Consider the following 25238-nt stretch of genomic DNA (forward strand, 5'->3'; position numbering starts at 1 on the left):
CTGTGGACGTGAGTGTGCGGGTGGACGAGACCCGGCCAGCTCAGCTGGCACCCGGGAGTGAGTCGAGCCATCCCATGGAATGGTCGCTGCGCCCGGCCGAGCCGTCGGACGTCGAGGTGATCGCCGAGCTACGCGCGGCGGTGATGCGTCCGGACCTGGAACGGCTGGGACGCTTCGACGGGCACCGGGTCCGGCAGCGGCTGCGAGACTCCTTCTCCCCTCACACGTCGGTGATCGTGGTGGACGGCGCCTTCGCCGGCTCCGTCACCCTGCGCCCGGCGGAGGACGGGTGGTGGCTGGAGCACTTCTATCTCCTGCCGAGCCTGCACGGCCGGGGCCTCGGATCGGCCGTGCTGCGCAGCCTGCTGGCACGCACCGACTCCGACGGCATCCGGGTTCGCCTGAACGTCCTGCAGGGCAGCGCCGCCCAGCGGCTCTACGAGCGCCACGGGTTCACCGTCGAGGATCAGGACCCGGTCGACGTCTTCATGGTGCGGCGACCGGGTGGGGGATCACGCCCTGGTCACTCGCCGGTCGCCGGGGGAGCGGTGTAGAAGTCGGTCGTGCGCTTCTGCGCGGCTCGCGCGGTCGCCTCGTCCTCGCCGGCCGCGATGCTGGCGTCGGCCCACAGTTCGCTGCTTCGCGTCATGAACTCCCGAGCCTCCTCCGAGACGGTCCAGGCCATGGTCGCCGCGGGATCGTTGCTCGCTCCGGTGGCCAGGTGCGCGCTGAGCCCCATCAGGGTGAGGTCCCAGCCCACGCCCACGGCGCCGGGACCGTACTGCTCCCACCGCTCAGGGTCGTCGTCGGGGGCGATGTGCTCGAGCGTGAACGTCGTACCGCCGTCGGTGGTCTCGGCGAGGTTGAGCTCGACCCAGGACATCCCGCCGCCGAACTCCCAGGTCGCGGCCAGCCAGCGAGGTGGTTCGCAGCTCAGGACCTCTCCGCCCGCGTTGCCCTCGAGTTGGTAGCGCCCGCCGACGCGGAGGTCACCGGAGATCGGGAGGAACCAGCGCGGAATGCGCTCGGGGTTGGTGCAGGCGTCCCAGACATCCTCGATGGCGGAGTCGTAGGTCTGGGTCGCGCGTACGACCCGGGCGGGCTTGCCGTCGTACTCGCGGCTGCTGGTCACTCGCTGCACGGCACCGATCTGCCGCGTCACGTCACTGATCACCGATGCTCCTCGCGAAACCGCTGGCGTTGGACGTGCGTCACTGTGCCATCGTCGGCTTATATAGGTCAAGGCTGATGAATGCGTGGCGACGAATCCGCGGACGGGCAGGTCTCAGCGGGTGACGGGAAGGGCGCGCACCCAGGTCTGGTCGTCGGTGAGGTAGGCGTCGACGGTGAGACCCGCCTGGGCGAGCGCGTCCTCGAACTCCTCCCTGCTCAGCGGGCGGCACAGGAACGTCTGGGTCCAGTGCGCGTCCGCGAAGACGTACTCCGCGTGGACCGAACGGACCCCGGGACCGACCGGCTCGGAGGAGACGATCCGCGCGAGCCCGTCTCCCACGGACGACTCCCTGGGGAGGTTGTCGTGCCAGCCCTCGCCCTCCCGCTGGATCAGGACGCAGCCCTCGTCGGCGACGTGGCGCCGGCAGGTGTCGAGCATGCCCTGGCGCACCTCCACCCGGCCGGCGTGGACGAGGAACGACGCCAGCAGGACGACGTCGAAGCGCTCGTCGAGGTGGAGTGTCTCGATCGGGCTGTGGACCGTGCGGGTCTCACGGACCCGCTCCAGCATCTCCGCCGACTCGTCGACGGCCGTCACCGTGAAGCCGCGGCGGAGGAGCGGACGCGTCATCCTGCCGACACCGCATCCGAGCTCGAGGATCCGCGCGCCGGTGGGCACCGCGCCCACGATGACGTCCGGCGCGTCGCCGGCGGGAAGACGTTCGTAGAGCTCCACCGCGCAGCCGTCGGGGGTGATCGGTCCGGGCCCGGTGCCGTCGTACCCGTCGCGTCGTCTCGTGGTCATGGCACCTATCCAACCTCGGCAACCGCGGCGAACACAGGTGTGGCGCCGGCGCCCACGCTCGCGCGGGTGAGGGTGCAGCGGTAGCCGGCGCGCTCGAGGTGGTCGGGGATCCGGGCCTCGAGCCGCGCGAGCGAAGCGGCGTCGGGTGGGTCGTAGACCAACAGCAGCTCGCCGCCGGGTGCGAGCAACTCCGCGATCACCGCGAGCTCCGGCTCCGCGGTCGCGGTCCAGAACACGTTGACGTTGACTGCGAGGATCCGCTCGAAGCGTGTCCCGGCGAAGGAGCCGTCCGCGAGGTCGGTCAGGCGCGGGTCGAGGTCGGCCAGAGCGGCGACGACGAAGTGGGCCCTGCCCGCCGAGACGGCCTCGGCGTTGCGGGCGCGGGCCGCGCCGACGGCCGTGGCCGACCGGTCGATGGCCAGCAACCGCCCGCCGTCGAGCCGCCGGCAGATCAGCTCGGCGGCGACACCACGGCCGCAGCCGACCTCCAGGACGTCCGCGCGCGGCTGGACTCCGAGTGTGTCGACCGCCCAGGTCAACCGCTCGGGTGGACGCCGCGACGTCGACGAGGCCACGTCGCGGATCGTACCGGGACCGTAGGACCCACCGTGACCAACGGTGACCAACACGGGACGACGCGAGTGGCGGCGGGCTGGTCCGACCGTAGTCTGTTCGATCTCTGATTGGGGATCTATGACAGGTCAACAGGCAGTCTCTCGCCCGCTGAGTCGTCGGAGCTTCCTCTACGGATCGGCGACCGCGGCCGGTGCCGTCATGCTGACGGCGTGCTCGGCGGGTGAGTCGTCGGCGCCGCCGGCGGCGCAACCGTCGAAGCCTGTCACGGGCAAGGGCTCGCAGACGAAGGCCCTTCCGGTGCCGAAGCGTTTCACCGAGGCGCCCGGCCTCGCGAAACAGGTGGCGGAAGGCTCGCTTGCTCCGGTGGAGCAGCGCCTCCCGGAGCATCCCTACGTGGTCCCGCACAACTGGGCGCGACGCGGGAAGTACGGCGGAAACCTGCGCCTGATCATCGACGACACCGCCAGCGGCGCGATGAAGGAGTGGATGTACGGCCACTCCCCGCTGCGCTGGCTCAACGACGCGATCGACGTCGGACCAGGGCTCGCCGAGAGCTGGGAGACCAACGAGGACCACACGGTGTGGACCCTGCGTTTCCGCAAGGGTCTGCGCTGGTCCGACGGGCAGCCCTGTACGACGGACGACGTCATGTTCTGGTGGAAGGACATGGTGCTCGACGAGCGCCATCCCGACGTCGCGCCCGCCGAACTGCGTTCGGCGCGGGGGACGCTGGCCAAGGTCAGCGCGCCCGACGAGCTGACCCTGGTGATCGAGTTCGACACGGCCGCGCCCCTCACCGCGGCCTACCTCGCCAACTGGGTCAAGGCCGGGAACGGCCCGACCTGGATCGCGCCGAAGCACTACCTGCGCAGGTTCCATCCCGCCTACACCCAGGGACTCGGCGAGAAGTGGGCCGACGCCTTCGAGGCGAAACGGAACTACGGCACCAACACCGAGTGCCCGACGATGACCGGATGGCGGCTCGCGACCTATCACGAGGGTCGCAGCATGGTCTGGGAGCGCAACCCGTACTACTGGTGTGTGAGCCCGCAGGGCGACCAGCTTCCCTACCTCGACACCCTCACGGTCCTTGCCGTGCAGGATCCGGAGGTGGCGAAGCTCAAGGTCCAGAACGGTGAGGTCGACTACGCCCACGGCACGTTCATGGGCATCTCCCTCGCCGACGTGTCCGGACTCAAGCAGGCGACCGAACGCAGCAAGCTCGACGTGTTGCTCTGGGACAGCGGCTCCGGCTGTGGCTCGCTGTTCTTCTTCAACCTCAACTACCGTGACCCGAACATCCGGAAGCTGCTGAACCAGCCGAAGTTCCGGCAGGCCCTCTCCCACGCGGTCGACCGTGACGAGGTGCAGAAGACGGTGTTCTTCAACACCGGCTACAAGACGACCGGGACCTACAGCTTCAAGGCGTCGGACTGTCTGGCCGACGACACGGGTCGCGCCGCGTTCGAGGGCTGGCGGGACAGCTTCGTCGCCTTCGACACGAAGAAGGCCATGGCGCTGCTGGACGAGATCGGCGTCGTGGACCGGGACGGTGACGGCTTCCGGGAGCTTCCCGACGGCGGCAGGTTCCGGCTGCGCCTCGACCAGTCCGCGGAGACCGAACCAGACGGCGACCGGATGGCCAACCTGCTGCAGAAGTACTGGCGGGCGATCGGGCTCGACGTACTCCGCAATCCGGTGCCCCCGGCCCAGTGGGCCATCAAGTGGCAGGCCGGCGAGCTGATGACCTACACTGCCTGGCTCAACCCCGCGATGCCCGTGCACGAGGTGCTGGTGAGCCCGGAACTGATGGTGCCGGTCGGCAACTCGCTGAGCGCGGCGTTCTGGGCGCCGCTGTACGCGAACTACCACATGATCCGCAACACCCCGCAGGAAGCGGCGGTGCGCGACGTCGACCCCTACGAGCGGAATCCACCGAGCATGAAGCCGCCGGAGGACGACCCGGTCGCGCGGATGTGGTCGCTGTACGACCGGGCGCGGGTGGAGACGAACGCGCTGAAGCGCTACCAGCTCGTCTGGGAGATCATCAAGATCCACATCGCCGAAGGCCCTTTCTACATGGGTGTGGTCGGCAACTTCCCGGTGGTCGAGCTCGCGCACCAGGAGCTGCGGAACGTCCCGTCCCGGGACAACCTCCGGCTCAACGGGCTGATCTGTCCGTGGCAGCATCCGACGCCGGCGGCCTACGACCCGGAGGCGTTCTTCTGGAACAACCCGAAGGAGCACGCCTGAGGGTGTACGGCGCGGACGGTCGCGTGTCAGACTGCGGCGATGCGCATCGTGGCGTCTGATCCCGTGCTGGCCGTTCACGACCTGGCCGGTTCGGCGGAGTGGTTCGCCCGCGTCCTGGGCGCTGAGATCACCGAGCCCGACCCGGGCAACTGGATGTTCTGCCGTGCCGGTGACGTGACCATCATGCTGGGCCGTTGCCCGGACGCCCTGCCCGCCGCCGAGCTGGGCGACCACAGCTACGTCGCCTACCTCCGGGTGGACAGTGTCGAGGAGTTCCACGCCCGCGCCGTCGCCGCCGGCGCCGACATCCTGCGCGCGCCCACGGACCAGCCGTGGGGCATGCGGGAGATGGCGCTCCGCTCACCCGAGGGGCACCGGTTCATGCTCGCCGAGCGACTCTGAGCGCGTCGGCGTTCAGATCAGCGAGCTGGGATCGGCCGGCACGTCGACGGCGTACTTCCGCAACGTCCCCAGCGGGATGATGTCGCTCGCACTCTCGTGCGTCGCGGCGAGTACCACCGGCGGAGCCACACCAGCCTCGAAGGCCTGGAGCCAGCGTGCCGCGACGACACACCACCGGTCGCCGGGATGCAGGCCGGGGAAGGCGAACGCCGGGCGCGGCGTACTGAGGTCGTTGCCCACCCGCCGCTGGTGAGCGAGAAACTCGGCGGTCATCACCGCACAGACCGTATGGCTGCCGAGGTCCTGGGAGCCGGTCCGGCAGTAGCCGTCGCGGTAGAACCCGGTCAGGGGGTCGGTGCTGCACGGTTCGAGCTCACCGCCGAGCACGTTCCGGTCGCCTGTCACGTCTCCAGCCTTCCACGTCCACGCCGATCGGGCACGGACCGTCCCCGCGCGACAGGCCAGTTGAGCCGTTCCTCATGACCAGGGCATCACGGGACAGCACTCGGTCAGCGCCGGGCCAGCACTCGGTCAGCACCGGGTCAGCGCCGGGCCAGCACCGGGCCATGACCGGGATCGGTCAACGTTCGGGCACGCTCCGGAGTCGGGTGAAAACGGGATGAACACGAGCATTCGGCATGGGTGCCCGAGGCGCCGGCGCCGATCGGACACCTCACGGTCACCAACGGATCACGGAACAGTCACGTAGCTGGGAGCTGCTCCCTCAATGCTGTGCGTTCCGAACCGACCTCGCGGAGGTGCTCAGTGCCCCAGCAGAACCCCACGGCCGACGGGCTTGGACGTCGAACGCTCTTGCTCGGCGGGCTCGGCGGAATCGCCGCCGGTTCGCTCGTCGCTCTGCCCCAGTCGGCCTACGCCGCACCCAAGCCCGCCGCGGTGAAGGACCCGTTCACCCTGGGCGTGGCCTCCGGTGACCCGAGCCCCGACGGCTTCGTGCTCTGGACCCGGCTCGCCCGCAACCCGCTCGCCGAGGACGGCCTGGGCGGCATGGCCTACAAGCCGATCGAGGTGGAGTGGCAGGTCGCGACCGACGAGCGCTTCCGCAGGATCGTGCAGGCCGACACCGTGACGGCCTACCCCCAGGCCGCTCACAGCGTGCACGTCGAGGTGAAGGGGCTGGACTCGGGGCGGGAGTACTTCTACCGCTTCCGGACCGGGAAGTTCACGTCCATGGTCGGCCGCACGCTCACCGCTCCGGACGCGAACGCCCTGGTGCCCTCGCTCGCCATGAGCTTCGTGTCGTGCTCGCAGTTCGAACACGGCTTCTTCACGGCCTACCGCCGACTCGCCGAGGACCAGCCCGAGCTCGTGCTGCACCTCGGGGACTACCAGTACGAGTACCGCGCGGGCGGCTACGTCGCACCGGGCGGCAACGTCCGCGACCACGAAGGCCCGGAGACGGAGACCCTCGCCAACTACCGGCAGCGGCACGCGCAGTACAAGAACGACCCCGACCTGCAGGCCGCCCACGCCATCGCGCCGTGGCTGGTCGTCTGGGACGACCACGAGCTCGACAACAACTGGGCCGATGAGATCCCGGAGAACAGCCAGCCGAACTTCCTGGCCCGGCGGGCCGCGGCCTTCCAGGCGTACTACGAGAACATGCCGTTGCGTCGTACGTCCATCCCGCGCGGCATCGACATGCAGCTCTACCGCCGGATCCGGTGGGGCAAGCTCGCGAACTTCCACATGCTCGACACCCGCCAGTACCGCGACGACCAGGGCTGCGGCGACGGCTACGACGACTGCCCGGCGGCGATCGACCCGGCGCGTTCGATCACCGGCGCCGAGCAGGAGGAGTGGCTGATCGACGGGTTCCACAGGTCGAAGGCGCGCTGGGACATCCTCGGCCAGCAGGTGTTCTTCGCCCAGCGGGACAACAACCCCGGCCCGGCCAAGATCACCAGCCAGGACGCGTGGGACGGCTACGTCGCGTCCCGCCAGCGGATCACGCAAGGATGGGTTGACGCCAAGGTCCGCAACCCCGTCGTGCTCACCGGCGACGTGCACGCCCACTGGGCCAGTGAACTGAAGCTCGACTACGACGACCCGACGTCGCGGACGGTGGGCTCGGAGCTCATCTGCAGCTCGATCACCACCGGTGGTGACGGCGCGGACTCCAACCCCGCCGACCACCCGTTCCTGCAGATCAACCCGCACCTGCGCTTCTACAAGAACCTGCGTGGCTACGTCTCGACGAAGATCACGCCGACCCACATGCAGGCGGACTTCCGCTGCCTGCCGCAGGTCAAGGAGGCCGGCGCGGCGGCCTTCACGCGCGCGACGTTCATCATCGAGGACCGTGAGCCGGGCCTGCACCAGACCTTCGACCGGCCGCCGGCGACACTGCGCAAGGCGCCCGCCGACCCGGCACAGATCATCGCCGACACGGTCGCCTGGGAGACCGAGCGTCCCTGATCGCCGCTGGTCGTGGAGCTGAGTGAACGCCGTACCCAGGGACGACCGAGGTACGGCGTTCTCCGGTTGGGTGCTGGGCTCGCGCACGCACTCGTCCGGGCGCCGGCGGGTCAGATCTGGAAGCGCTGGGGCGGCTCGACGGTGACGTCGTCGCGGTGGGCGGCGAACCACGCGGACTGGCGGGCCATGCGTTCGCGCGCACTGGTGTCCCGGCTCGTGCCGTAGACGGTTCCGGGGAAGTCGAGGCCCTCCTGGATCGCCCAGATCTGGTCGTGCTGGTCCGGCGGCAGGATCGACGCCGGGTCACCGACCGCGATCCAGCCGATCGGCACCATCGACCCCTGCGGCAGGACCGTGTTGACGTGCACGACGCCGTGAACCCGGACCTCGCTGCCCGCGCCGATCACGGCGCCGGGAAAGACCGCGGCGCCGGTGGCGAGGAAGGATCCCGACTCCACGCGCGCGCCGTTGAGATGGACGTGCGGCCCGACGAGAACGTCGTCGCCGACAACGGCGGGGTGCTGCCGACGGCCGCGGATCACGGAGTTCTCCATGACGACCGAGCGCGCCCCGACACTGACGTGGCCGTCCTCGGCGGAGAGGACGGCGCCGAACAGCACCCGCGCGTCCGGCCCGACGCGTACGTCACCGCACAACACCGCGGTCGGCGCGACGTAGGCGCTCGGGTCGACGACCGGACGGCCACCCCGGTGTTCGATCAGCACGGCGCCACGATGGCACGCGCGGCCCCCCTTTGCCACTCGACTGGCCCAACCGACCGCGGTCGCGGTCCTGCCATCAGCCGCCGGCTGAGTCCGTGGAGTCCGTCGCGTCCGTCGTGTCAGTCGGGTCCGTCGTGTCGTCCCCCGCGAGCCGCTTGATCGTCTGCCGGACCTGCGCGGTCGTCTGGTCGAGGTCCTGGATCGCCTGTTCGACGCGATCGCTGACCGACCGCTCCGCACTCGCTGACGCCGCACCGTGCAGGCGGAGGCCGACCGCGAACAGTCGTTGCAGGACGGCGTCGTGGAGTTCGTGCGCGATCTGCTCGTGATCCTGCAGCATGCGCAGGTGTACCCGGTCGTCCTGGGTGCGGACGCGTTGGAGGGCGAGGGAGGCCAGGTCGGCGAAGGTCCGTATCTCCTGCACCTCATGACGGGCGAGCCGTTCGCTGGGTGAGTCCCGCCGCCAACCGGCGAACAACACGCCCAGCACCTCGTCCTCGTCGGCGGCGACGAGCGGCATCATCATGCCCAGGCCCAGCGCGTCGACGGCATCTCGCCACTCCGCGGGCGGATCGTGACCCCCGTGGTGTGCGTAGTCCTCGCTGACGATTCCCTGACCGGTGGCGATCGCGCGTGCCGCCAGCCCCCCGCGAGGGATGCGCGCATCAGGCGCCACGGGCGGGATGTCGATTCCCTCGAATCCCGCGACCCGCAGGCTCGAGGAGTCGGTCGGGTCGACCAGCAGGATGCCGCCGACATCGGCACCGGAGATCAGCCGAAGCTGTCGGATCACCAGCGCCATCGCCTCGTCGCGGTCGACCTGGCCGATCAGCAGCCGCGCCATCTCCGAGGTCGCCACCAGCCAGCGGTCACCGCGGTCCCGCTCGTCGAGGACCTGAGTGCGTTGCATCGCGAGGGCGGCGTTGTCGGCGAACGTCTCCAGCAGGGCGAGCTCGTGCCGGGCGAACCGTTCGTGGGGCGAGCCGCGCCGCCAACCGGCGAACAACGCCCCCGACACCTCGCCCGCCGCCATCGGGATGATCATGGTGAGCCCGATCGTCGCCAGGTTGTCCGCCATCTCCGGCGGCGGGTCGTGGGCGGGGTCGTGCACGAAGTCCTCGCTCACGACCGCCCGCCCCGACCTGATGGCGGCACGGACGTTCTGTGAGTTCGAGATGAGGTGGTGCGAGTAGTGCCGACGCACTCCGTACCCGTCGACGATCACGAGGGACATGGCTTCGGACGCGGTGGGGTCGGCCTTGATGATGGCGCCGAAGTCCGCGCCGGAGACCCTCCGCAGCAACCGCATCACCCGCCGGATGGTCGCCTCCTGGTCCCGGTCACTGGCCAGCCGTCGAGTCAGCTCGCTGCAGGCCTCGAGCCACCGCTGTCGTCGGTCACGTTCCTCGTTGGCGCGGGCCCGCTGCAACGCCAGAGCGAACTGATCGGCGAAGCTCTCCAGGAGGGGCGCGTCGTCCCTGGCGGCTCGCTCCGCTGAGGATCCGCGTCGCCACGCGACGATCAGCGCGCCCCGGTCCCCTCCGGGCGCGGACCGCAGGGGCATCAGCATGGTGAGGCCCAGCACGGAGAACGCCTCGCGCAACTCCGGCGGAAGGTCGAAGCGGTCGTCGTGCACCATGTCGGTGGAGATGAGCGGGACACCCGACCCGATCACCTCGTCGAGCGGGCTTGGGCAGCGCGTCTGCGTCCCGGACGTGTTCTCCAGGCCGAGACCGTCGACGACGTCGAAGGTCACCGTGCCGGGTGGCCCGAAGTCGTTCGCCAGAACGACCGCCGCGTACGCCGCCCAGGAGATCTCCCTGATCCGCCGTGCCGCCCGGGCCATCACCTGGTGGGGCTCGACGTCGGTGAGCAGCAGCCGGGTGACCTCCGCGCTCGTGTCCGCCCAGCGTTGCTGCCGGGTCCGGAACAGCTGGGCCTCGTGCCGCTGAAGGAGGAGCGTGGCCGTCCGCGCGAAGGGGATGGTCAGTGTGGACACCCGCGGGAGTTCGGAGGCGTGCGGCGAATCCGGCCGCCAGGCGAGAAAGATCGCGCCCAGCGGTTCGGCCGTGGTGCCAAGCGGGACGGCGAGACCAGGGCCGAGGACCGAGAGCGTCTGACGCCATTCGGCGGGCATGATGGGGGATCGGATCTGGGCGACGTCGTACTCGACCGGGTGGGCGGACCCCATGATCGTGGCCAGGAAGTGGCCACTGGGGAGGTACGCGCCGTTCATCAGTTCCGATCCGAGCCCCGCGGCCGCTTCGACGAAGGCCCCCGGCGGTCCGTCGTCGACCTTCCTGACATGGGTGATCGCGGTGCTGTCGGCGCCGGTGGCCGCGAGCAACAGGCCGGCAACGGCCTCGAGCCCCTCCTCACGCCCAACGTCCCCGCGCAACAGGTGAACCATCTCCGCGATCGCGTCGAGCCACCGGAGTCGCGTCGGCAGATCCGTGACGAGGTGGTAGACGTCGACGGCCAGGCCGGCGGCAGACGCGAGGCAGGCCAGCGTCCGCACGTCGTCGGCGGAGAAGTCCGCACCCTCCCGCTCGTGCGCCACGTACAGGTAGCCGGTCAGGCCGGCCTGGGTCCGCACGGGAGCGCCGACGAGGCTCGCCACGCGCGGGTGACCCGACGGGATGCAGTGCCGGGCCTGATGCGCGCGCACCTCGTTGAGCAGAAGTGGCTGCGGCGACACCAGCAGGGCCGCGAGGAACGCGTCCAGCCCGGGCAGGTCGCCCGGTGTCTCCAGGGGCCGACCAGGAGGCCCGAAGCTTGCCGCCTCGACCACCTTGCGGTCGGCGTTCCCCAACAGGGCCACACCGATCCCGCCCCCGGTCAGCTGGCAGGCGGCGGCGACGAGTCCTCTCAACACCGGAAGCCGCTGCTGGTCGATGGCCGCGTCAAGGCGTCCTTGCGTCAGCAACCGACTCGCAGTCTGACCGGGGGGCGTGCCGGCTTTCCCCACAGGCATCGTTCAAGCATAAAACGTGTCCCGCCGGTGGTGGAAAGTCCGAAAGTGCCCCAAGGGTCACGCTGGTGGCGATGGGAGCGAACCGTACGCCTCTTCCGGATCGGACCAGAGGAAACGCGCGGTGCGTCCGGGTCAGGGCCGGTTGGGACGGTTGGGTCGGTCCTGGCGGGTGTGCAGGAACGCCAGGTCGACGACGGCGGTCAACGCCACCACGACGCAGATGGCGCTCGCGACCCACTCGCCGCCCGCCGTTCCGCCCGGGCTGCGCGCGGCGAGCGCGAAGGCCACCGCACCGATCACGCCACCCACGAGGGCGACCAGGGCCAGCACCCGGCGAAGCCCGTAGGCGCTGCGTGCGGTCGTGGGTTCGGTGCCGCTACGCCGGTTCGTGGGAGCACTCATCCGCGATCCCTCCCCTCAGAAGCCACGACGTGCCTCTCCTTCCATCCTCGGCGAGTCACGTACGACAGCAAGGGCACACAAGCCCTGGCAGCAAAGGATTGGAGTCACGTCGCGGTGGACTGGCATGCTGTCGGCGTGGACACCCATACGACCGTCAACCAGAAGATGTGGGACGAGTTGGCACCGCTGCACGCCACGTCCCGCCACTACGACGTCGACTCCTTCCTGCGCAGGTGCGACTCCCTCGAGCGGTTGGAGATCGAGGAGGTGGGGGAGGTGGCGGGCAAGCGCCTGCTGCACCTGATGTGCCACATCGGCCTGGACACGCTCTCCTGGGCATGGCGCGGCGCCCAGGTCACCGGCCTGGACTTCTCGGCCGAGGCGGTCAGGATCGCGCAGGACCTCGCGGAGCGGACCGGCACGCCCGCCGAGTTCGTGTGCGCCGACGTCATGACGGCGGCCGACCACCTCGACGGCGGTTACGACATCGTCTTCTTGTCCAAGGGCATCCTGATGTGGATCGAGGACGTCGCGGGGTGGGCCCGGACCTGCGCGAGGCTGGTGCGACCTGGCGGCACCTTCTACATCCTCGACTTCCACCCACTCGCGCTCGCGCTCGCTCCGGCAGGTGACGGCGGAGGCCTCGTCGTCGAGGGCGACTACTTCCACAAGGATTCCCCAGTGGTCGTGGTGAAGGATGGTTCCTACGCCGTCTCCGAGCCCGGCATGAAGAACCAGGAGTCGCGGGAGTGGGCACACTCCCTGGGTGAGGTGGTCACCGCGCTGGTCGACGCGGGGATCAGGATCGAGTTCCTGCACGAGTTCGCGTCGACCACCTGGTCCGGCGGCGCCGCCGACTCGGACGAGAACGCGGCGCGACACCGGCTGCCGACCGCCTTCTCGATCCGCGGCGTCAAGGACTGATTGACGGCCTGGTCAGCGCTCGCGCCGCCGGATCGTGAGGAGGCTGGCGAGCAACCCGAGGATCCAGGCGATCAGCAGGGCACCCCACAACGGCATCGTCACCACCGGCACGAGAAGCTGGATCGACGTTTCCGTCGTGTTCTGAAAAATGAAGATCAGAGCGATGACGGTGATGATCAGGAAGCCCACGGCCCGACGCACCAGCGGATGATGGAAGAACGAGCGCGCCTGCGGTTCGCGCTCGTGAGTGACCCGAGCCATGTCGTCCCCCCGTACGCCGATGTGGCTTACTCCGAGCATGCGCCTCGGGTCGGTCGACCGCAACGGACGAACGCGGCGACGGGTGAACCGGGTGAATGCCGCGGAGACCGACGCTGCCCTCGCAACGTGGGCAATCAGAGCCGCGCCCTCACAGGTGGAAGCCAGGGTCCGGCAGACCCTCGGGGAATCGCGCGAGCGCGTCGGCAGCCATTCCGGCGAGCGTCTCCAGCGTGCGAACCTCGACGTCCGACGGCTGCCGAACGCGGTCCCAGTAGGCGCCCAGGGCGCCGAGGGGTTCGGGACCAAGCATCGGCGAGACGATCATGCTGCGCACGAACGTCGGGCGGTAGGCCTCCTGCGGGATCCGCGGGTCGGTGCGAATGTCGGGAATGACGACCGTCTGACGGTGTTCCATCGCCCATCCGCCGATGCAGGAGGACGCGGGAAAACGTTGCCCCTTCCACAGGGGGCTGATCGAGTCCTCGTCCGCGTAGTAACAGTCGTCGTCCTCCAGGAGAACGAACGTCGCTCCCTGGGCATCGAGGAGACGGCGCGTGGTGACTCGTACTATCTGCTGGACATCTTCCAGGAGCCTTTTCCAACTGGCCCCCGACGTGCCCGAGCAGGTCCACAAGATCCGGCAAGGTCAACCTCCCCGCTTGACCGGCTGACACTCAACCCTAGCCAGTGCCGTGTCAGCTTCCACACACGTCAAACCTCGCGGGAACACCAGTAGCCGAACAAAACGACGACTCGCGCGGAAAACTTTCCGGAGTCGATCGACGCCGGCCAGAACGGCCGGACGTCGATCGCCCCATATTCGCGACAGGGTGCTTTGACGCGACCTCGATCGCCGCGCCCTCCTCCGCTCCTCCTCTGGGCCGAGCTCGGTGTCGTCGTCAGCACAGCCCAGCACGGGTTACTTCATGACATCTCCCGGTCCGAGCGTTCCATCCCGCGCAGTGTCTGGGTCATGTGTGCGCGCAGCTGCGCCAGCCGATCGGCGACGAGCGTGGCCGCCTGGTCGGGGTCCTCATGCGTCGCCCGGCGCATGCCGCTGTCGCCCGGACCGTGGACGAAGCTGTGGCGTACGAGCGTCCGCGCCGCCGTCTCGCCCGGCTCCAGGTCGTAGCGCCAGCGCGAGCCGGGCCGGTCGGGGTCGCCGCTCCGGTCGAGGACCACCCACTCGAACGTGCGCGGACGCTCCGCCACGGTGACCACACACGTCACCTCGCCGACGAAGCCGTTCCCGAACCGGTTCCGACCCTCGAACCTCGCACCGGGCGTCGTCACCGGGCCGTCCCCGAGAGGCGCCGCGTGGACGCACTCCGGGCTCCACTCGCCGATCCGGGACACCTGCGTGACCATCTCCCACATCCGCTCGACCGGTACGTCGAGCAGAAGCTCCAGGTCGACCCGTGCCCCGGTGACGTCGGACTCACCCATGTCGCCTTCGCCTTCCTGTCCTGGCCCTTGTGGCCTCTGGTGTCAGGAGGTTCGCTCACCGTGGTGGCGTCTCCTGTTCGTCACGACCATGACGAACGGCGGACGCCCGCATCGACAGTGTCTCGACATCGAGTTCTGCGAGGATCCTGCCGTGGACAGTGCGGTGGTTGGCCGCGACGCCGTGCTCGAACGGGCCTGGCGATCGCTGGCCGGGCCAGGAGTGGTGTTGATCGAGGGGCCGGCCGGGATCGGGAAGACCGCCATGTGGCGCGGTCTGGTGGGCCGTGCGCGGGCAGCCGGCTGGCGGGTGCTGTCCTGCGCGCCGACCGAGGCCGAGGCCGCGCTGCCGTTCGCCGCCCTCGCCGACCTGCTGCGCCCCCTGGCCGAGCAGATGGCGACCCTGCCCCGTCCCCAGCGCGTCGCCGCCGAGGTGGCGTTGTTGGCGTCGGACTCCGAGGAGCCGATCGACGAACGTGCCCTCGGCGCGGCGACCAGGTCGCTGCTGGATGCCGCCGTGTCCGCCGTGTCCGCCGTGTCCGCCGGGTCCGCCGGGTCCGGCACGGGCGAGACGCCGGTGCTGGTGGCCGTCGACGACGCGCCCTGGCTGGACCGCCCGAGCGAACGCGCCCTGCGCTTCGCGCTCCGCCGGGTCGCCCCGAGGCTCGCTGTTCTGGTCACCTGTCGGTCGGACTCGGGTCCCGCGAGCGTGCCACCGGTACCCCTCGGGCTCGACCAGGAACCGACGGCCGGCGCGCTCACCCGGATCGAGCTGGACCCCCTGGGCGTCGGCGCCACCACATCGTGCGCGCCCGGCTCGGCGCGACCCTGAGCCGGCCACTCCTCGCGCGGATCGCCCGCGACGCCGGTGGCAACCCGCTGCTCGCCATCGAGCTGGCCCGAGCCGTACTCCGGCTGCCCCGCCTGCCCTCGCCCGGCGAGGACCTTCCGGTCGTCGCGTCCATGCAGCAGTTGCTGGCCGACGCGTTCGCGATCCTGCCGGTGCCGAGCCGGGACGCCGTACGCCTCGCGGCCCTGCTCGCCGTACCGACACTGCGGAGCCTGCGCGCGGCGGGCGTGACGCCGACCGACTTCGACGCCGCGGAGGAGGCCGGTCTGCTCACCGTCTCACCGACGGGCATCGAGTTCGCGCATCCGGTGTACGCGGCGGCGGTGCGGACCGCCATCCCGGCCGGGGTACGCCGCCAGCTCCACCGCCGGCTTGCGGACGTCGTCGCCGACCCGGACGAGCGGGCCCGACACCTCGCGCAGTACGCCCTGGAACCCGACGCCGCCATCGCGCGCGAGGTCGCGGCGGCCGCCGAGCGCCGGCGCGCCCACGGGGCACCGGAGCTCGCCGCCGAACTCCACGAACGCGCCGCGAAGCTCACACCACCGGAGGAGACCGCCGAGCGGGGCCGACGCCGGCTCGCGGCGGCACGTTGTCGCTACGACAGCGGCGACTACGCCACGGCCGGTGCGGAGGCGGACGCCGTGGCGAGCGAGCTGACCGGGGAAGTACGCGCCGAGGCGTTGCTGCTGCGGGCGTCCGTCGCGTGGAGCGCGGACGACCTCGCCACCGCGCTCAGCGCCGGTGAGGCCGGGTTGGCCGCGGCGCCACCCGACTCCGCCCTGGCCGGGCGCATCCACGCCCACCTGGGCGTCTTCCGGGACGCGCCGGAACCCGCTCGCCTCCACGCCGAGGCGGCGGCGACCCTGCTGGCCAGGAGCGACGACGAGGCCGACCGGTCGCTGCTCGCCGGCGTGTCACTGCAGCTCTTCTTCAACGAGATCCGCGCTGGACGGCCGGCCCGGACCGAGCTGCTGGAACGGGCCCTCCAGCTCGAGGGCGACGAGCCGTCCTGGCTGGCCGGGACGGTCCCGCCGATCTGGTGGAAGGCGATCGACGAGCACGACCGCGCTCGTACCCGGCTGCACGCGATGCTGACCTGGGCGGTCGGCCGGGGGGACGAGCCGTCGCAGCACGAGGTGCTCACCCATCTCGGCGAGGCTGAGCTGCTGGCCGGCCGGTGGTCCGCGGCCGAGTCGCACATCCGCGCCGCCCGCGAACTCGGCGAGCAGCTCGGCTCCGGGCTCATCGCCGAGAGCTGGCTCGGCGGGCTGCTGGCCGCGTATCGAGGACAGCTCACCGAGGCGGCCAGCGTCCGGGAGCGGTGCCTGCGCCTCGCCGAGGAGCACGACGACCTGTGGTGCCGGCGGCTGTACCTCCAGCTCGCCGGCCTGGTCGCGCTGTCCGCGGGCCGGATGGCCGAGGCCGCGACGGCGTACGGCGAACTCGCCCACCGGATCGACGCCCTCGGTCTGGTCGAGCCGTTGTCGATGCGCTTCGAACCGGACTGGATCGAGGCGTGCGTCGGGTCCGGGGACCTCGACACGGCGGCGGTGGCCCTGGAGCGGCTCACCACGCGCCACGCGCGGTTGCCGCGGCCGTGGACGACGTTGGGGCTGGTCCGCAGCCGGGCCGTCCTCGCCAGCGCGCGAGGTGAGGATCCGGCGGGGGCGCTGGCCGATCTCCTCGCGGCACGGGCAGCCGTCCCGGCCGACGTACTCCCACTCGACCGGGCTCGCTGCCTGCTGGTCGCCGGGATGGTGCACCGGCGGACCAGGCGCAAGCGGGAGGCCAGGGAGGCGCTGGAAGCCGCGGCGGCGGAGTTCGCCGCGCTCGGTGCGACGGCGTTCGCCGAGCGCGCCCGCGAGGAACTCGCCCGCGTCGGCGGTCGCCCTCCCGCTCCAAGCCACCTGACCGCGACGGAGGACCGGGTCGCCCGCCTCGCCGCGCAGGGACGCACCAACCGGGCCATCGCCGACGCGTTGTTCCTCAGCCCCAAGACGGTCGAGGCCAACCTGGCCCGGGTCTACCGCAAGCTCGGCATCGCGAGCCGGGCCGAACTCGGTGCGGCGATGGTCGGAGTGCCCCCGCGGCCGGCCGAGAAGCAGGTGGCGACCGAGGGTCGGTAGGGGTCGAGGGGATCGATGCAGAGGGAAACACCCGATTCCTCGGGCTCCGCGCGGCCCTAACTTTCCTTACGTGACCCGCCGACTGTTCGCCCTGGAGCACTACGACCGCACCGGTGGTGAGTCCGTCCCCGAGATGGGACCACTCGCCGGTACGCCAGGTCTGCGGCTGGTCGGCGCGGTGCACCTGCCCGCCGACGACGTGGTTCTCGCGCTCGTCGAAGGTTCCGACGCCGAGACCGTCGCCGCCGCGGCAGCCGCCGCCGGCTGGCGGGTGGATCGGCTGACCCCGGCGGCCTGGCTGGCGCCCTGGGAACCGCGGGCGGGCGACACGGAAACGACAGACCGCGGACCGGGTGTACCCGGCCGCACGAAACACAAGGGGGAAGAACCATGCGACGCTTGATCGCTCCGATGGTGTGCATGTTCCTGCTCGGAGTCGCCGGGTGCGGCTCGTCGGACTCCCCGGACGAGACGGCCGCGAACGACGCGGCCACGGTCGAGTCCGGCGCGCAGCAGGGCAGTGACGGCGCGGCGGGGAACGAGGCCGGGACCGACGCCGGGACCGACGCCGTGGACGCCGGCACCGGCGGTGTGGCCGCCAACAACGACGTCCCGCCCTGCCCGTTCACCGCGGACCAGGTCACCGACCTGGTCGGCCAGCCGATGACCGACGAGGGGAACTGCCTGTTCGGCGACGGCAAGGGCGTGGCCAGCGTGACCATCACCACGGCGTCCGGTCTCGCCGGCGCGACGACGTACGCCTACTCCCACGACATGGCAGGGAAGTCGTTCGACGCGGTGACCGACCTCGACTACGGCACCGACTCCTATCTCGCGGTCAAGGACATCCAGGCCGAGGCCGTGGTCGTCAGTGACAAGGGCAGCTACACGGTGATCATGAGCAGCTTCGAGCGCTTCGACAATGCCGGATACGAGCAGACGATGCGCAAGATGCTCGACCAGATCATGGCCTGACACCCCTCATGAACCCAAGGAGAGACCAGATGAGGCGGACGCGGACCGGTCGGCGACCAGCGCTGCTCGGTGTGGTCGTCCTCGCGATGACCGGCCTGGTCGGCTGCGGTCAGGACGCCCCGGAGGCGGTCGCAGACTCGCAGGCGGCGCAGGTGAGCCCGGCGGCCGAGCCGACCACCGAACCGGCACCGACCCAGACGCCGAGCCCGACACCCACGCCGACCCCGGCAGCGGTGGACCCGTGCGCCCTGGTGACGGCCGAGGAGGCAGCCCACCTCGCGGGTACACCGCTGAACCCGGCCCAGCGCGTACGCGACACCTGCACCTACACCGGTCCCGTGACCGGTCCCACCGCGCAGGTCGAGGTCTACCTGGGCGACGGAGCGAAGAAGATCCTCGACATCGACCGCCAACTCGGCCACGAACTGAAGCCCCTTCCCGGCGTCGGCGACGAGGCCTACGCCGAGGACGGCGCCGCCTTCTTCCAGAAGTCGGGGCTGTGGGTCTCGATCCGCCTCGTACGGCTGAACGACCCGGCGGAGAACCGGAAGCCGCTCGAGGAGGCGGCCCGCACGGCGGCGAGCCGCGTCTGACCGAACGCCGCGGACCACCCGCCCGGTCTGGCACAGCCACCTTTGTCCAGTACTCGGTCCACTGGTCGGTCCACCGGATCGACTCACTGGGTCGGTTCACTGACCGGTCCGCTGATCCAGCCATCCCAACCTCGACGAGGGGAGCCGTCGTGCACGTCCAACTGGTGACCCGCCGAGGCCTCGTCGCGCTCGTCGTCGCCCTGGGTGTCCTGCTCGGTGCCGCCGCGTGTGGCCGGCCCCTGCCGGCCGGTCCCACCGGCACACCGAGTGCGCCGCCGGAGCAGCAGCGTGGTGACGCGCCCGCCACCGAGGCCGACCTGCGCTACGGGCAGGAAGTGGTGCCGAACCCAGGCGTGACGTACCAGCCGAACGTGGTCCTGGTGGGGGAGGTGGCCGGTCGGTGCGCTCGGCGACGGCCGACGGGTTGACCTGGCGCATCGACCCACGCGCCGACCGGGCGGACGAGTTGGCCCCGGGGAAGGTCATGTTCCTCACCGGCCGGGCGGTCGGCCGGGTGCTGGACGTGCGTCGGGAGGGCGCGGACCTGGCGGTCACCATCGGGCCGGTCGACATCACCGAGGTGATCCGGGACGGCAGGTTCGCGACGGACCGGCCGGTCGCCTTCGACAAGGTCGTCGTCTACTCCGCCGAGGATCCGTTCTGGGCGCAGACGGAGTCCGAACCGGACCCCGATGCCTCAGGCGGCGGCGGGAGTGGGGGGAGCGGCGGCGGTGGGGGGAGCGGCAGCGGCGGACGGATACCCGGTTTCTCCGCGCCGATCGGCCAGACCACGGGGCTGGCCGGTCCGCGCGAGGGCCCGGTGACCAGGGAGGGGCGGCCGCCGCTGCCGCCGCCGCGACTCGGCGGACCGATCGACGCCGTCGCCGGCGCTTTCCGGCTCACCCCCACCTGCTGCGCGGGCGGGATCGGGGCGCACTTCCACTACGACCGCGAGGGCGTCCGCCTCGACGGGAACGTCGAACTGCTGCTGACCAAGCCGTCCGGCGGGTTCGACCTGGTGATCGAGGGCGGCCGGATCACGACGGCGAAGTTCCAGATCGAGGGAGGCGTCGGCCTTCGGCTCAAGGTCGCGGGCGCCACCAAGGTGGGCACCCAAGGCAACATCCACCCCTACATCACCGTGCCGGTCGACTTCACGGTCCCGTTGGGGCAGTTCCTCGGCGTGCCGTTCTCCGCGACCATCAACCAGGCGTTGGAGATCCGGACGGCGTTCAGCGCCAAGGACGGCAACATCAAGGCGGAGGGGGAGTACACCTTCACCGGGGGCCTCGGCTTCGGGTACGACAAGGGCAGGTTCGGCCCGCCGGGCCCGCAGGGCTTCACCACGAAGAACAGCATCACCAACTCGATCACCGGCCCGTCCGTCGGCGTCAACGGACTGCTCGTCACCTACCAGGTCCGGTTCCATGTGGGGATCGGGGCCTTCGGCTTCACCACCGGGCTGTACGTCGGCCTGACCGCGGCGGTCGGGCTGAGCGTCGGCTCGGCGCTGGGCTCGCCCATCACGGTGTGCAAGGGGACGGGTGTCAGCCTCTCCACGGACTTCGGTGTCGGCTACACGCTCCCGGCCCCGGTCGTGAACGTGATCAACTTCTTCCTCCGCGTGTTCAAGGCCAAACCCATCGAGCGCAGGGGCGGCATCGGCTCGTCGGCCACCTTCTTCGCCAAGGCGGAGATCGTTCCCGACATACCGTTGTGCCGTGCATGAATCGCGGCTGCCCACCCTCGGTCCGGGGGATGCCACAGACGTGGTCGAGTCCAAGGATGCTCGCGAGTACCGGCGACTGTTGCCGATCCGAGGCAACGGCTCGCGCGCGGACCTGATCGCCGTCGCGGCCGGACTCGTCCTGCTCGCCGCGGCGGTCGTGGTGGGCATCTCGTTGCGGGCCGACGGCGTGCCGATCCATGCCCCGACCGCGCCGCTGCTGGGGATCTGGCAGCCCCATGTCGGCGCGACCACGCCGGTGGCCTGCGCGCTCGCGGTCCTCGTGGTCGGCTGGGGGCCGACCCTGGCGAGCCGGCTGCGTTGGCGGTGGCTGCTGGTCGCCGCCTGGGCGGTGTCGCTCGCGTGGATCTTCAGCCTTGCCCTCGTGGACGGCTGGGCGCGGCTCGCCGCCCGGCTGCCGCACGACTATCTCGTCGCGCTGCCGACCGCACCGCCGTGGCCGGAGCTGTTGCGGATCTACACCGACCGGATCGTCGGTGGCCAACCCGACTCCTGGACCACGCACGTGGCCGGGCACCCGCCGGCCGCGCTGGGGTTCTTCTCGCTGCTGGACCGCATCGGCCTGTCCGGCGGCGGGTGGGCCGCGTTCGTCTGCATGGTGCTCGGCTCCACGGCCCCGGTGGCGGTGGCGGTCGCGCTGGGCTGCCTGGACGGCGAGGACGTCGCCCGGCGGGCGCTGCCCTTCCTCGTGCTGGCGCCGGCGGCATTGTGGATCGGCGTCTCGGCGGACGCCCTCTTCCTGGCCGTCTCGGCGTGGGGGATCGCGTTGCTGGCCGCCGCGACCCGGCTGCGCGGACCAGGCGGGCCGGCTGCCGCCGTCGGTGCGGGGTTGCTGCTCGGGCTGTCGCTCTATCTGTCGTACGGTCTGGCGCTGCTCGGCGTGGTCGCGCTGGCGGTGCTCGCGGTCGGCCGGCGGCTGCGCCCACTCGTCATCGCGGGCCTGGCGGTGGTCGCGGTCGTACTCGTCTTCACCCTCGCCGGCTTCCACTGGTGGGAGGGGTACGACCGGCTGGTCGTGCGCTACTACCAGGGGTGGGGCGCCGAACGCCCGTACTCCTACTGGGTGTGGGCCGACCTCGCGGCCCTGCTCGTCTGCACCGGGCTCGCGGTGCCGGCCGCCCTGCGTCGGGTGCTGGTGGTGATCGGCGACGCCGCCCGGACGCGGACCTGGCCCCGACCCGTCCTCGGGACCTGTGCGGTGGTCCTCGCGACCGCCGCCGCGGTGACCGCTGGGACCCTGTCCGGGCTCAGCAAGGCCGAGGTGGAACGGATCTGGCTGCCCTACGCGCTGTGGCTGGTCGCCGCCTGCGCCCTGCTGCCTGCTCGAACGCACCGGTACTGGCTCGCCCTACAGGCGGTCACTGCTCTGGTCGTCCAGCATCTGGTGCTGACGAGTTGGTGAGCCGCCGCGCCTGACCCACCCGCCAGGCGAGGATGACCGCCGACCCGACGAAGAGCGCTCCGGTGATCAGCAGCCAGTGCGTGAGGTACGGCGTGACCGGGCGTCCGGTGATGTGCTCGAAGCCCGACGGCAACCGCAGGATCAGCGGGGCGAACACGAGGAACAGCAACGCCGACAGCACCGCCGGCACCCGGAGATGGTTGATCCACGGACCGGGCGGGAGCGGCCCCGGAGCCGGCCGGTGCCGAAAGACCGCGCGAGCTCCCCGGTCGAGCAGGCTGTACAACGGCAGCAGGAGGAGGTCGTGGCCCACGATGGCGCCCACGAACCACGCCGCGACGCCAAGCGGGTTCCCGGGCACGAACCGCATCGCGGCGTACCCGGCCAGCGCGAACGAACCGAGCAGCACCAGCAGGTGCAGCGGGCCGGCGCCGTACCACCGCAGCGGGCCGAGAAGCCGTCGCATGCGTCGTGCCCTCAGGTTCGAAACGTCATGGCCGACACCCACTTGGTGTTGTGGACGCCCGGACCGTTGGCGACGATGACCCTGGCCGGGAAGCCATGGTCGAGGGACAGGTCGGCGCCGTTGACGCGGAGCGCGAGCAGGGAGCGCGGATCCAGCACCTGGTTGGTGGCCAGGTTGGCGGTGCCGAAGCCGCCGCCGCGCTGGAGCGACTCGACGAAGGCACTGGCGAGGTCCGACTCGGGCACGCCGGCGAGGTCGGCGAGATCACGAAGCCGGACACCGGTCCAGTCCTGGACGGTCGACCAGCCCTCGACGCAGGCGATCGGCAGCCGCTCGGTGTACTGCGGCAACGCGAGCAGGTCGGCCCGCGACAGGCGCAGGCCGCGCCTGCCCACCACGTGCAGCCGCCAGTCCGGCCCGGTCTGCGCGGCGGTGATGCCGCGGTAGGCGGCCGTCTTGTTCACCGGGAAGTCGTCGAGTGCCGTGCCCTGGACGCCTCCGCGCGGGGCGAGCAACGCGAGCCTGCGGAGCGGTCCGCCGATGGTCTGCCCGATCGTCAGGACCAGGACGAGGAGCGAACCTCCTCCGACCAGAGCGATCAGGCCGCGCCGCGTCATCGTGGGCGGTTCCGGATTCGGTGCCACCAGACCGTGGTCGTCGGGCGGCTCGGGGCGGGTGTCCACGAGCCGGGTCCGCAGTTCGGTCCGCAGCCGACGCGAACGTAAGGCGGTCACCACGGTCCGGGCCCGGACCGCCACGTGCACGGCCAACGCGCCGGCGAACACCCAGGCGCCGTAGAAGTGGGCGGCGTAGAAGCCGGTCGGAAAGACGTACCAGTACTGGATGTTGATGATTCCGGTCGCGAACTCGAAGAAGGCGCCGCCGACGAGCAGGAGCAGGCTGGCGCGTTCGATCGCCTGCGCGGGCGAGGTGACCGGAGGCCAGGTGAACAGCTTCGGGATCACCGACCAGAGCTTGGCCAGCAGGACGGGTACCAGCGCGAGCCCCACCAGCACATGGATTCCCTGCGTGAGTTGGTAGAGCCAGACGGGCCGGGTCGGCCAGGTGAAGAGATAGAACCCGAGCACCCCCTTGTCCGGCGTGGTGTCGTTGAACCGTCCGCCCAACCAGGGGTTGTACGCGGCGTAGGACAACAGTCCGGTGACGAAGACCAACGTCAGTCCCACCAGCAGAACCAGCCCCAGCACCGACGTCAGCCAGGGGCCGCGCAGCGGGCTGCGCCAGTACGTCGACCGGAACGGGTTCCTCCGCGGCGTCCTGGTCGGGTCGATCTCCGACTCCTCCCTCGGCTCGTTCACAGTCGCGCCATCGCCTGGGCGAACCGGGTGTGAGGTGCCTGCGCAGCGACCGTCACGGCGTCCGCCCAGGTGTCCACGTCGCGCAGCGGCGGGAGGTCGACGACTCGGAGACGGGCCGCAAGGAGGCGTTGACGGAGCACGGCGCCGGTGTGGGACACCGACATCGGTACGCCGAGCACGAGTGCGGGATCGGGGTCGGCAAGCCCCAGGGCCCAGAAGCCGCCGTCCTCCGCCGGGCCGAGGTAGGCGTCGGCGGCGGCGAAGTCGCAGTCGAGCAGTTCGACGGTGACCTGCGGTGTGTCCATGCCCACCAGAAGGACCGGCCCGGTGCCGGTCTGCAGTGCCGCCGCGATCCGGACGTCGAGCGGCCCGGGCACCTGCGGCACCACGAGGAATCCCTCCGGCAACCACGCGCCTGGCGTTCCTCGCAGCGCGAGGACCCGGCTGTGCGCCGGCGCCCGCGCGACCACGGCCAGCGTGTCGGTCAGCGCCGCCCGTGCCAGCTCCGCCGCCTGTGCGGGCGAACACGGCGGCGTCAAGCGCGTCTTGGCGAAGCCGGGCCGAGGCTCCTTCGCGAGCACGACGATCGTGAGATCAGGGTGCATCGGCGTTCCGTCCCAGTACTCGACGCATGTCGTGCACGGCGCGCAGCGTGCCGCGTACGGAGCCGGTGACTTTCGAACGGCCGCCGGCGCGCGGCCGGTACGCCACGTCCACCTCGCGCAGCCGCCAGCCGGCAGCGGCGGCGCGGACCACCATCTCCAGCGGATAGCCGAACCTGCGGTCCTTCAGGGCCAGGCCGAGCAGGGCCTCCCGTCCGGCGGCGCGCATCGGTCCGATGTCTCGCACCTCCACGCCGGCCCGGCGACGTACGGACCAGGCCAGAGCCGCGTTCCCGAGCCGGGCGTGCACCGGCCACGCCCGCCATTCGGTCGCCCGCCGTCGGCCGAGGACGAGGTCGGCCTGTCCCGCCACGACCGGGCCGGTGACCCGCGACAGGAGCGCCGGGTCGAGCGACCCGTCCGCGTCGCAGAACGCCACCACGTCGGCGGTCGCGGCGCGCAGGCCCGCCTCGCAGGCCGCCCCGAAACCGCGTCGCGGCTCCCGCACGACCTCCGCGCCATGGGCGCGGGCGACTTCGACGGTCTGGTCGGTGCTGCCGTTGTCGACGACGATGGGCCGAAAGCCGGGTGGCATCCGACGGAGCACCCACGGCAGGGCCGCGGCCTCGTTCAGGCTCGGAAGGACGACGTCGATCACCATCTCGACCACGCTACGAACGATCAGCCGGCGCCAGAAGCCCAACCGTGCTTACGAAACGGTGACGTGCGGCCGACGACGCGGGCCGAACCCGCCGACCGAGGTGGTTCGTCGCTAGCGTCA

Annotated in this window: 27 protein-coding genes; 13 read left to right on the forward strand and 14 right to left on the reverse strand. The window is 71.0% G+C overall.

Annotated elements, in window-relative coordinates:
* The first annotated feature begins 8 nt into the window (after positions 1 to 8).
* Positions 9 to 554: a GNAT family N-acetyltransferase gene (locus tag HEB94_RS13675; RefSeq protein ID WP_337917659.1), complete on the forward strand. Its 546-nt coding sequence runs from the start codon at positions 9 to 11 to the stop codon at positions 552 to 554.
* Here the strand turns inward: HEB94_RS13675 and HEB94_RS13680 are convergent.
* The 3 genes from HEB94_RS13680 to HEB94_RS13690 form a co-directional block, all read right to left on the reverse strand.
* Entirely contained in the window at positions 524 to 1174 is a 651-nt protein-coding gene (locus tag HEB94_RS13680) for an SRPBCC family protein (protein WP_337917660.1), read from the reverse strand. The two genes, HEB94_RS13675 and HEB94_RS13680, sit on opposite strands and share 31 nt — an antisense overlap.
* Before the next feature lie 111 nt (positions 1175 to 1285).
* Complete coding sequence (locus HEB94_RS13685; RefSeq protein WP_192750236.1) at positions 1286 to 1978, reverse strand: class I SAM-dependent methyltransferase; 693 nt, start codon at positions 1976 to 1978, stop codon at positions 1286 to 1288.
* A 5-nt stretch (positions 1979 to 1983) separates the two neighbouring features.
* Positions 1984 to 2553, reverse strand: a complete 570-nt coding sequence (locus tag HEB94_RS13690; protein ID WP_192750237.1) for a methyltransferase domain-containing protein — start codon at positions 2551 to 2553, stop codon at positions 1984 to 1986.
* 118 nt (positions 2554 to 2671) lie between these two features.
* Here HEB94_RS13690 and HEB94_RS13695 point away from each other — a divergent pair, with 118 nt between their 5' ends.
* Both HEB94_RS13695 and HEB94_RS13700 read left to right on the forward strand, forming a co-directional pair.
* Entirely contained in the window at positions 2672 to 4807 is a 2136-nt protein-coding gene (locus HEB94_RS13695) for an ABC transporter substrate-binding protein (RefSeq protein WP_192750238.1), read from the forward strand.
* Positions 4808 to 4846: 39 nt separating this feature from the next.
* Positions 4847 to 5209, forward strand: coding sequence for a VOC family protein (locus HEB94_RS13700; protein ID WP_202896333.1), 363 nt, complete (start codon positions 4847 to 4849; stop codon positions 5207 to 5209).
* A 12-nt stretch (positions 5210 to 5221) separates the two neighbouring features.
* On the opposite strand, the gene HEB94_RS13705 is transcribed toward HEB94_RS13700, so the two are convergent.
* Positions 5222 to 5614: a DUF2237 family protein gene (locus HEB94_RS13705; RefSeq protein WP_192750239.1), complete on the reverse strand. Its 393-nt coding sequence runs from the start codon at positions 5612 to 5614 to the stop codon at positions 5222 to 5224.
* A 360-nt stretch (positions 5615 to 5974) separates the two neighbouring features.
* On the opposite strand from HEB94_RS13705, the gene HEB94_RS13710 reads away from it, so the two are divergent.
* Positions 5975 to 7648 (forward strand): alkaline phosphatase D family protein, encoded by a 1674-nt coding sequence (locus HEB94_RS13710; protein ID WP_192750240.1) that lies wholly within the window; start codon positions 5975 to 5977, stop codon positions 7646 to 7648.
* A gap of 110 nt (positions 7649 to 7758) precedes the next feature.
* Here HEB94_RS13710 and HEB94_RS13715 read toward each other — a convergent pair whose 3' ends face one another.
* From HEB94_RS13715 to HEB94_RS13725, 3 genes are all read right to left on the reverse strand, one after another.
* Positions 7759 to 8373, reverse strand: coding sequence for a gamma carbonic anhydrase family protein (locus tag HEB94_RS13715; RefSeq protein ID WP_192750241.1), 615 nt, complete (start codon positions 8371 to 8373; stop codon positions 7759 to 7761).
* Positions 8374 to 8446: 73 nt separating this feature from the next.
* Positions 8447 to 11344, reverse strand: coding sequence for a GAF domain-containing protein (locus HEB94_RS13720; RefSeq protein ID WP_192750242.1), 2898 nt, complete (start codon positions 11342 to 11344; stop codon positions 8447 to 8449).
* Between the two features lie 132 nt (positions 11345 to 11476).
* Positions 11477 to 11746 (reverse strand): DUF6343 family protein, encoded by a 270-nt coding sequence (locus tag HEB94_RS13725; protein ID WP_192750243.1) that lies wholly within the window; start codon positions 11744 to 11746, stop codon positions 11477 to 11479.
* A gap of 135 nt (positions 11747 to 11881) precedes the next feature.
* On the opposite strand from HEB94_RS13725, the gene HEB94_RS13730 reads away from it, so the two are divergent.
* Positions 11882 to 12670, forward strand: a complete 789-nt coding sequence (locus HEB94_RS13730) for a class I SAM-dependent methyltransferase (protein WP_337917661.1) — start codon at positions 11882 to 11884, stop codon at positions 12668 to 12670.
* A 12-nt stretch (positions 12671 to 12682) separates the two neighbouring features.
* Here the strand turns inward: HEB94_RS13730 and HEB94_RS13735 are convergent, their stop codons facing one another.
* The 3 genes from HEB94_RS13735 to HEB94_RS13745 form a co-directional block, all read right to left on the reverse strand.
* Positions 12683 to 12859 (reverse strand): LapA family protein, encoded by a 177-nt coding sequence (locus HEB94_RS13735; protein WP_202896334.1) that lies wholly within the window; start codon positions 12857 to 12859, stop codon positions 12683 to 12685.
* A gap of 220 nt (positions 12860 to 13079) precedes the next feature.
* Positions 13080 to 13565 (reverse strand): GAF domain-containing protein, encoded by a 486-nt coding sequence (locus HEB94_RS13740; protein ID WP_202896335.1) that lies wholly within the window; start codon positions 13563 to 13565, stop codon positions 13080 to 13082.
* A gap of 290 nt (positions 13566 to 13855) precedes the next feature.
* Positions 13856 to 14377 carry an SRPBCC family protein gene (locus HEB94_RS13745; RefSeq protein ID WP_192750245.1) on the reverse strand — a complete coding sequence of 174 codons (522 nt, stop codon included), beginning with the start codon at positions 14375 to 14377 and terminating at the stop codon, positions 13856 to 13858.
* 151 nt (positions 14378 to 14528) lie between these two features.
* Between HEB94_RS13745 and HEB94_RS49245 the strand changes: the two genes are divergently transcribed.
* From HEB94_RS49245 to HEB94_RS13780, 8 genes are all read left to right on the forward strand, one after another.
* Positions 14529 to 15206 carry an AAA family ATPase gene (locus HEB94_RS49245; RefSeq protein ID WP_202896336.1) on the forward strand — a complete coding sequence of 226 codons (678 nt, stop codon included), beginning with the start codon at positions 14529 to 14531 and terminating at the stop codon, positions 15204 to 15206.
* Positions 15179 to 17353, forward strand: a complete 2175-nt coding sequence (locus tag HEB94_RS53500; RefSeq protein ID WP_202896337.1) for a LuxR C-terminal-related transcriptional regulator — start codon at positions 15179 to 15181, stop codon at positions 17351 to 17353. The genes HEB94_RS49245 and HEB94_RS53500 overlap by 28 nt, the downstream gene beginning before the upstream one ends.
* A gap of 70 nt (positions 17354 to 17423) precedes the next feature.
* Positions 17424 to 17756: a hypothetical protein gene (locus HEB94_RS13755; protein ID WP_192750246.1), complete on the forward strand. Its 333-nt coding sequence runs from the start codon at positions 17424 to 17426 to the stop codon at positions 17754 to 17756.
* Positions 17744 to 18328: a hypothetical protein gene (locus HEB94_RS13760; RefSeq protein WP_192750247.1), complete on the forward strand. Its 585-nt coding sequence runs from the start codon at positions 17744 to 17746 to the stop codon at positions 18326 to 18328. Before HEB94_RS13755 ends, HEB94_RS13760 begins: the two co-directional genes overlap by 13 nt.
* 29 nt (positions 18329 to 18357) lie before the next feature.
* Complete coding sequence (locus HEB94_RS13765; RefSeq protein WP_202896338.1) at positions 18358 to 18921, forward strand: DUF3558 family protein; 564 nt, start codon at positions 18358 to 18360, stop codon at positions 18919 to 18921.
* Positions 18922 to 19070: 149 nt separating this feature from the next.
* Complete coding sequence (locus tag HEB94_RS13770) at positions 19071 to 19349, forward strand: hypothetical protein (RefSeq protein WP_192750248.1); 279 nt, start codon at positions 19071 to 19073, stop codon at positions 19347 to 19349.
* Positions 19322 to 20650: a hypothetical protein gene (locus HEB94_RS13775; RefSeq protein WP_192750249.1), complete on the forward strand. Its 1329-nt coding sequence runs from the start codon at positions 19322 to 19324 to the stop codon at positions 20648 to 20650. The genes HEB94_RS13770 and HEB94_RS13775 overlap by 28 nt, the downstream gene beginning before the upstream one ends.
* Positions 20643 to 22070 (forward strand): hypothetical protein, encoded by a 1428-nt coding sequence (locus HEB94_RS13780; RefSeq protein WP_238361520.1) that lies wholly within the window; start codon positions 20643 to 20645, stop codon positions 22068 to 22070. The genes HEB94_RS13775 and HEB94_RS13780 overlap by 8 nt, the downstream gene beginning before the upstream one ends.
* On the opposite strand, the gene HEB94_RS13785 is transcribed toward HEB94_RS13780, so the two are convergent.
* From HEB94_RS13785 to HEB94_RS13800, 4 genes are read right to left on the reverse strand one after another with little or no spacing between them, the layout of a single operon-like run.
* Positions 22027 to 22536, reverse strand: a complete 510-nt coding sequence (locus tag HEB94_RS13785; protein WP_192750250.1) for a hypothetical protein — start codon at positions 22534 to 22536, stop codon at positions 22027 to 22029. The two genes, HEB94_RS13780 and HEB94_RS13785, sit on opposite strands and share 44 nt — an antisense overlap.
* A gap of 11 nt (positions 22537 to 22547) precedes the next feature.
* Positions 22548 to 23855 (reverse strand): molybdopterin-dependent oxidoreductase, encoded by a 1308-nt coding sequence (locus HEB94_RS53505; protein WP_192750251.1) that lies wholly within the window; start codon positions 23853 to 23855, stop codon positions 22548 to 22550.
* Positions 23852 to 24460, reverse strand: coding sequence for a TIGR04282 family arsenosugar biosynthesis glycosyltransferase (locus HEB94_RS13795; protein ID WP_192750252.1), 609 nt, complete (start codon positions 24458 to 24460; stop codon positions 23852 to 23854). Before HEB94_RS13795 ends, HEB94_RS53505 begins: the two co-directional genes overlap by 4 nt.
* Positions 24450 to 25118, reverse strand: a complete 669-nt coding sequence (locus HEB94_RS13800; protein ID WP_192750253.1) for a glycosyltransferase family 2 protein — start codon at positions 25116 to 25118, stop codon at positions 24450 to 24452. Before HEB94_RS13800 ends, HEB94_RS13795 begins: the two co-directional genes overlap by 11 nt.
* Between the last annotated feature and the right edge of the window lie 120 nt (positions 25119 to 25238).

Source organism: Actinopolymorpha pittospori (assembly GCF_014873875.1).
In the GTDB taxonomy this organism is placed as follows: domain Bacteria; phylum Actinomycetota; class Actinomycetes; order Propionibacteriales; family Actinopolymorphaceae; genus Actinopolymorpha; species Actinopolymorpha pittospori.

Coding starts and splice junctions, on each gene's coding strand:
- HEB94_RS13685 (WP_192750236.1), bottom strand. CDS start 1,978: ATGACCACGAGACGACGCGACGGGTACGACGGCACCGGGCCCGGACCG.
- HEB94_RS13695 (WP_192750238.1), top strand. CDS start 2,672: ATGACAGGTCAACAGGCAGTCTCTCGCCCGCTGAGTCGTCGGAGCTTC.
- HEB94_RS13700 (WP_202896333.1), top strand. CDS start 4,847: ATGCGCATCGTGGCGTCTGATCCCGTGCTGGCCGTTCACGACCTGGCC.
- HEB94_RS13720 (WP_192750242.1), bottom strand. CDS start 11,344: ATGCCTGTGGGGAAAGCCGGCACGCCCCCCGGTCAGACTGCGAGTCGG.
- HEB94_RS13725 (WP_192750243.1), bottom strand. CDS start 11,746: ATGAGTGCTCCCACGAACCGGCGTAGCGGCACCGAACCCACGACCGCA.
- HEB94_RS13745 (WP_192750245.1), bottom strand. CDS start 14,377: ATGGGTGAGTCCGACGTCACCGGGGCACGGGTCGACCTGGAGCTTCTG.
- HEB94_RS13760 (WP_192750247.1), top strand. CDS start 17,744: ATGCGACGCTTGATCGCTCCGATGGTGTGCATGTTCCTGCTCGGAGTC.
- HEB94_RS13765 (WP_202896338.1), top strand. CDS start 18,358: ATGAGGCGGACGCGGACCGGTCGGCGACCAGCGCTGCTCGGTGTGGTC.
- HEB94_RS13785 (WP_192750250.1), bottom strand. CDS start 22,536: ATGCGACGGCTTCTCGGCCCGCTGCGGTGGTACGGCGCCGGCCCGCTG.
- HEB94_RS13795 (WP_192750252.1), bottom strand. CDS start 24,460: ATGCACCCTGATCTCACGATCGTCGTGCTCGCGAAGGAGCCTCGGCCC.
- HEB94_RS13800 (WP_192750253.1), bottom strand. CDS start 25,118: ATGGTGATCGACGTCGTCCTTCCGAGCCTGAACGAGGCCGCGGCCCTG.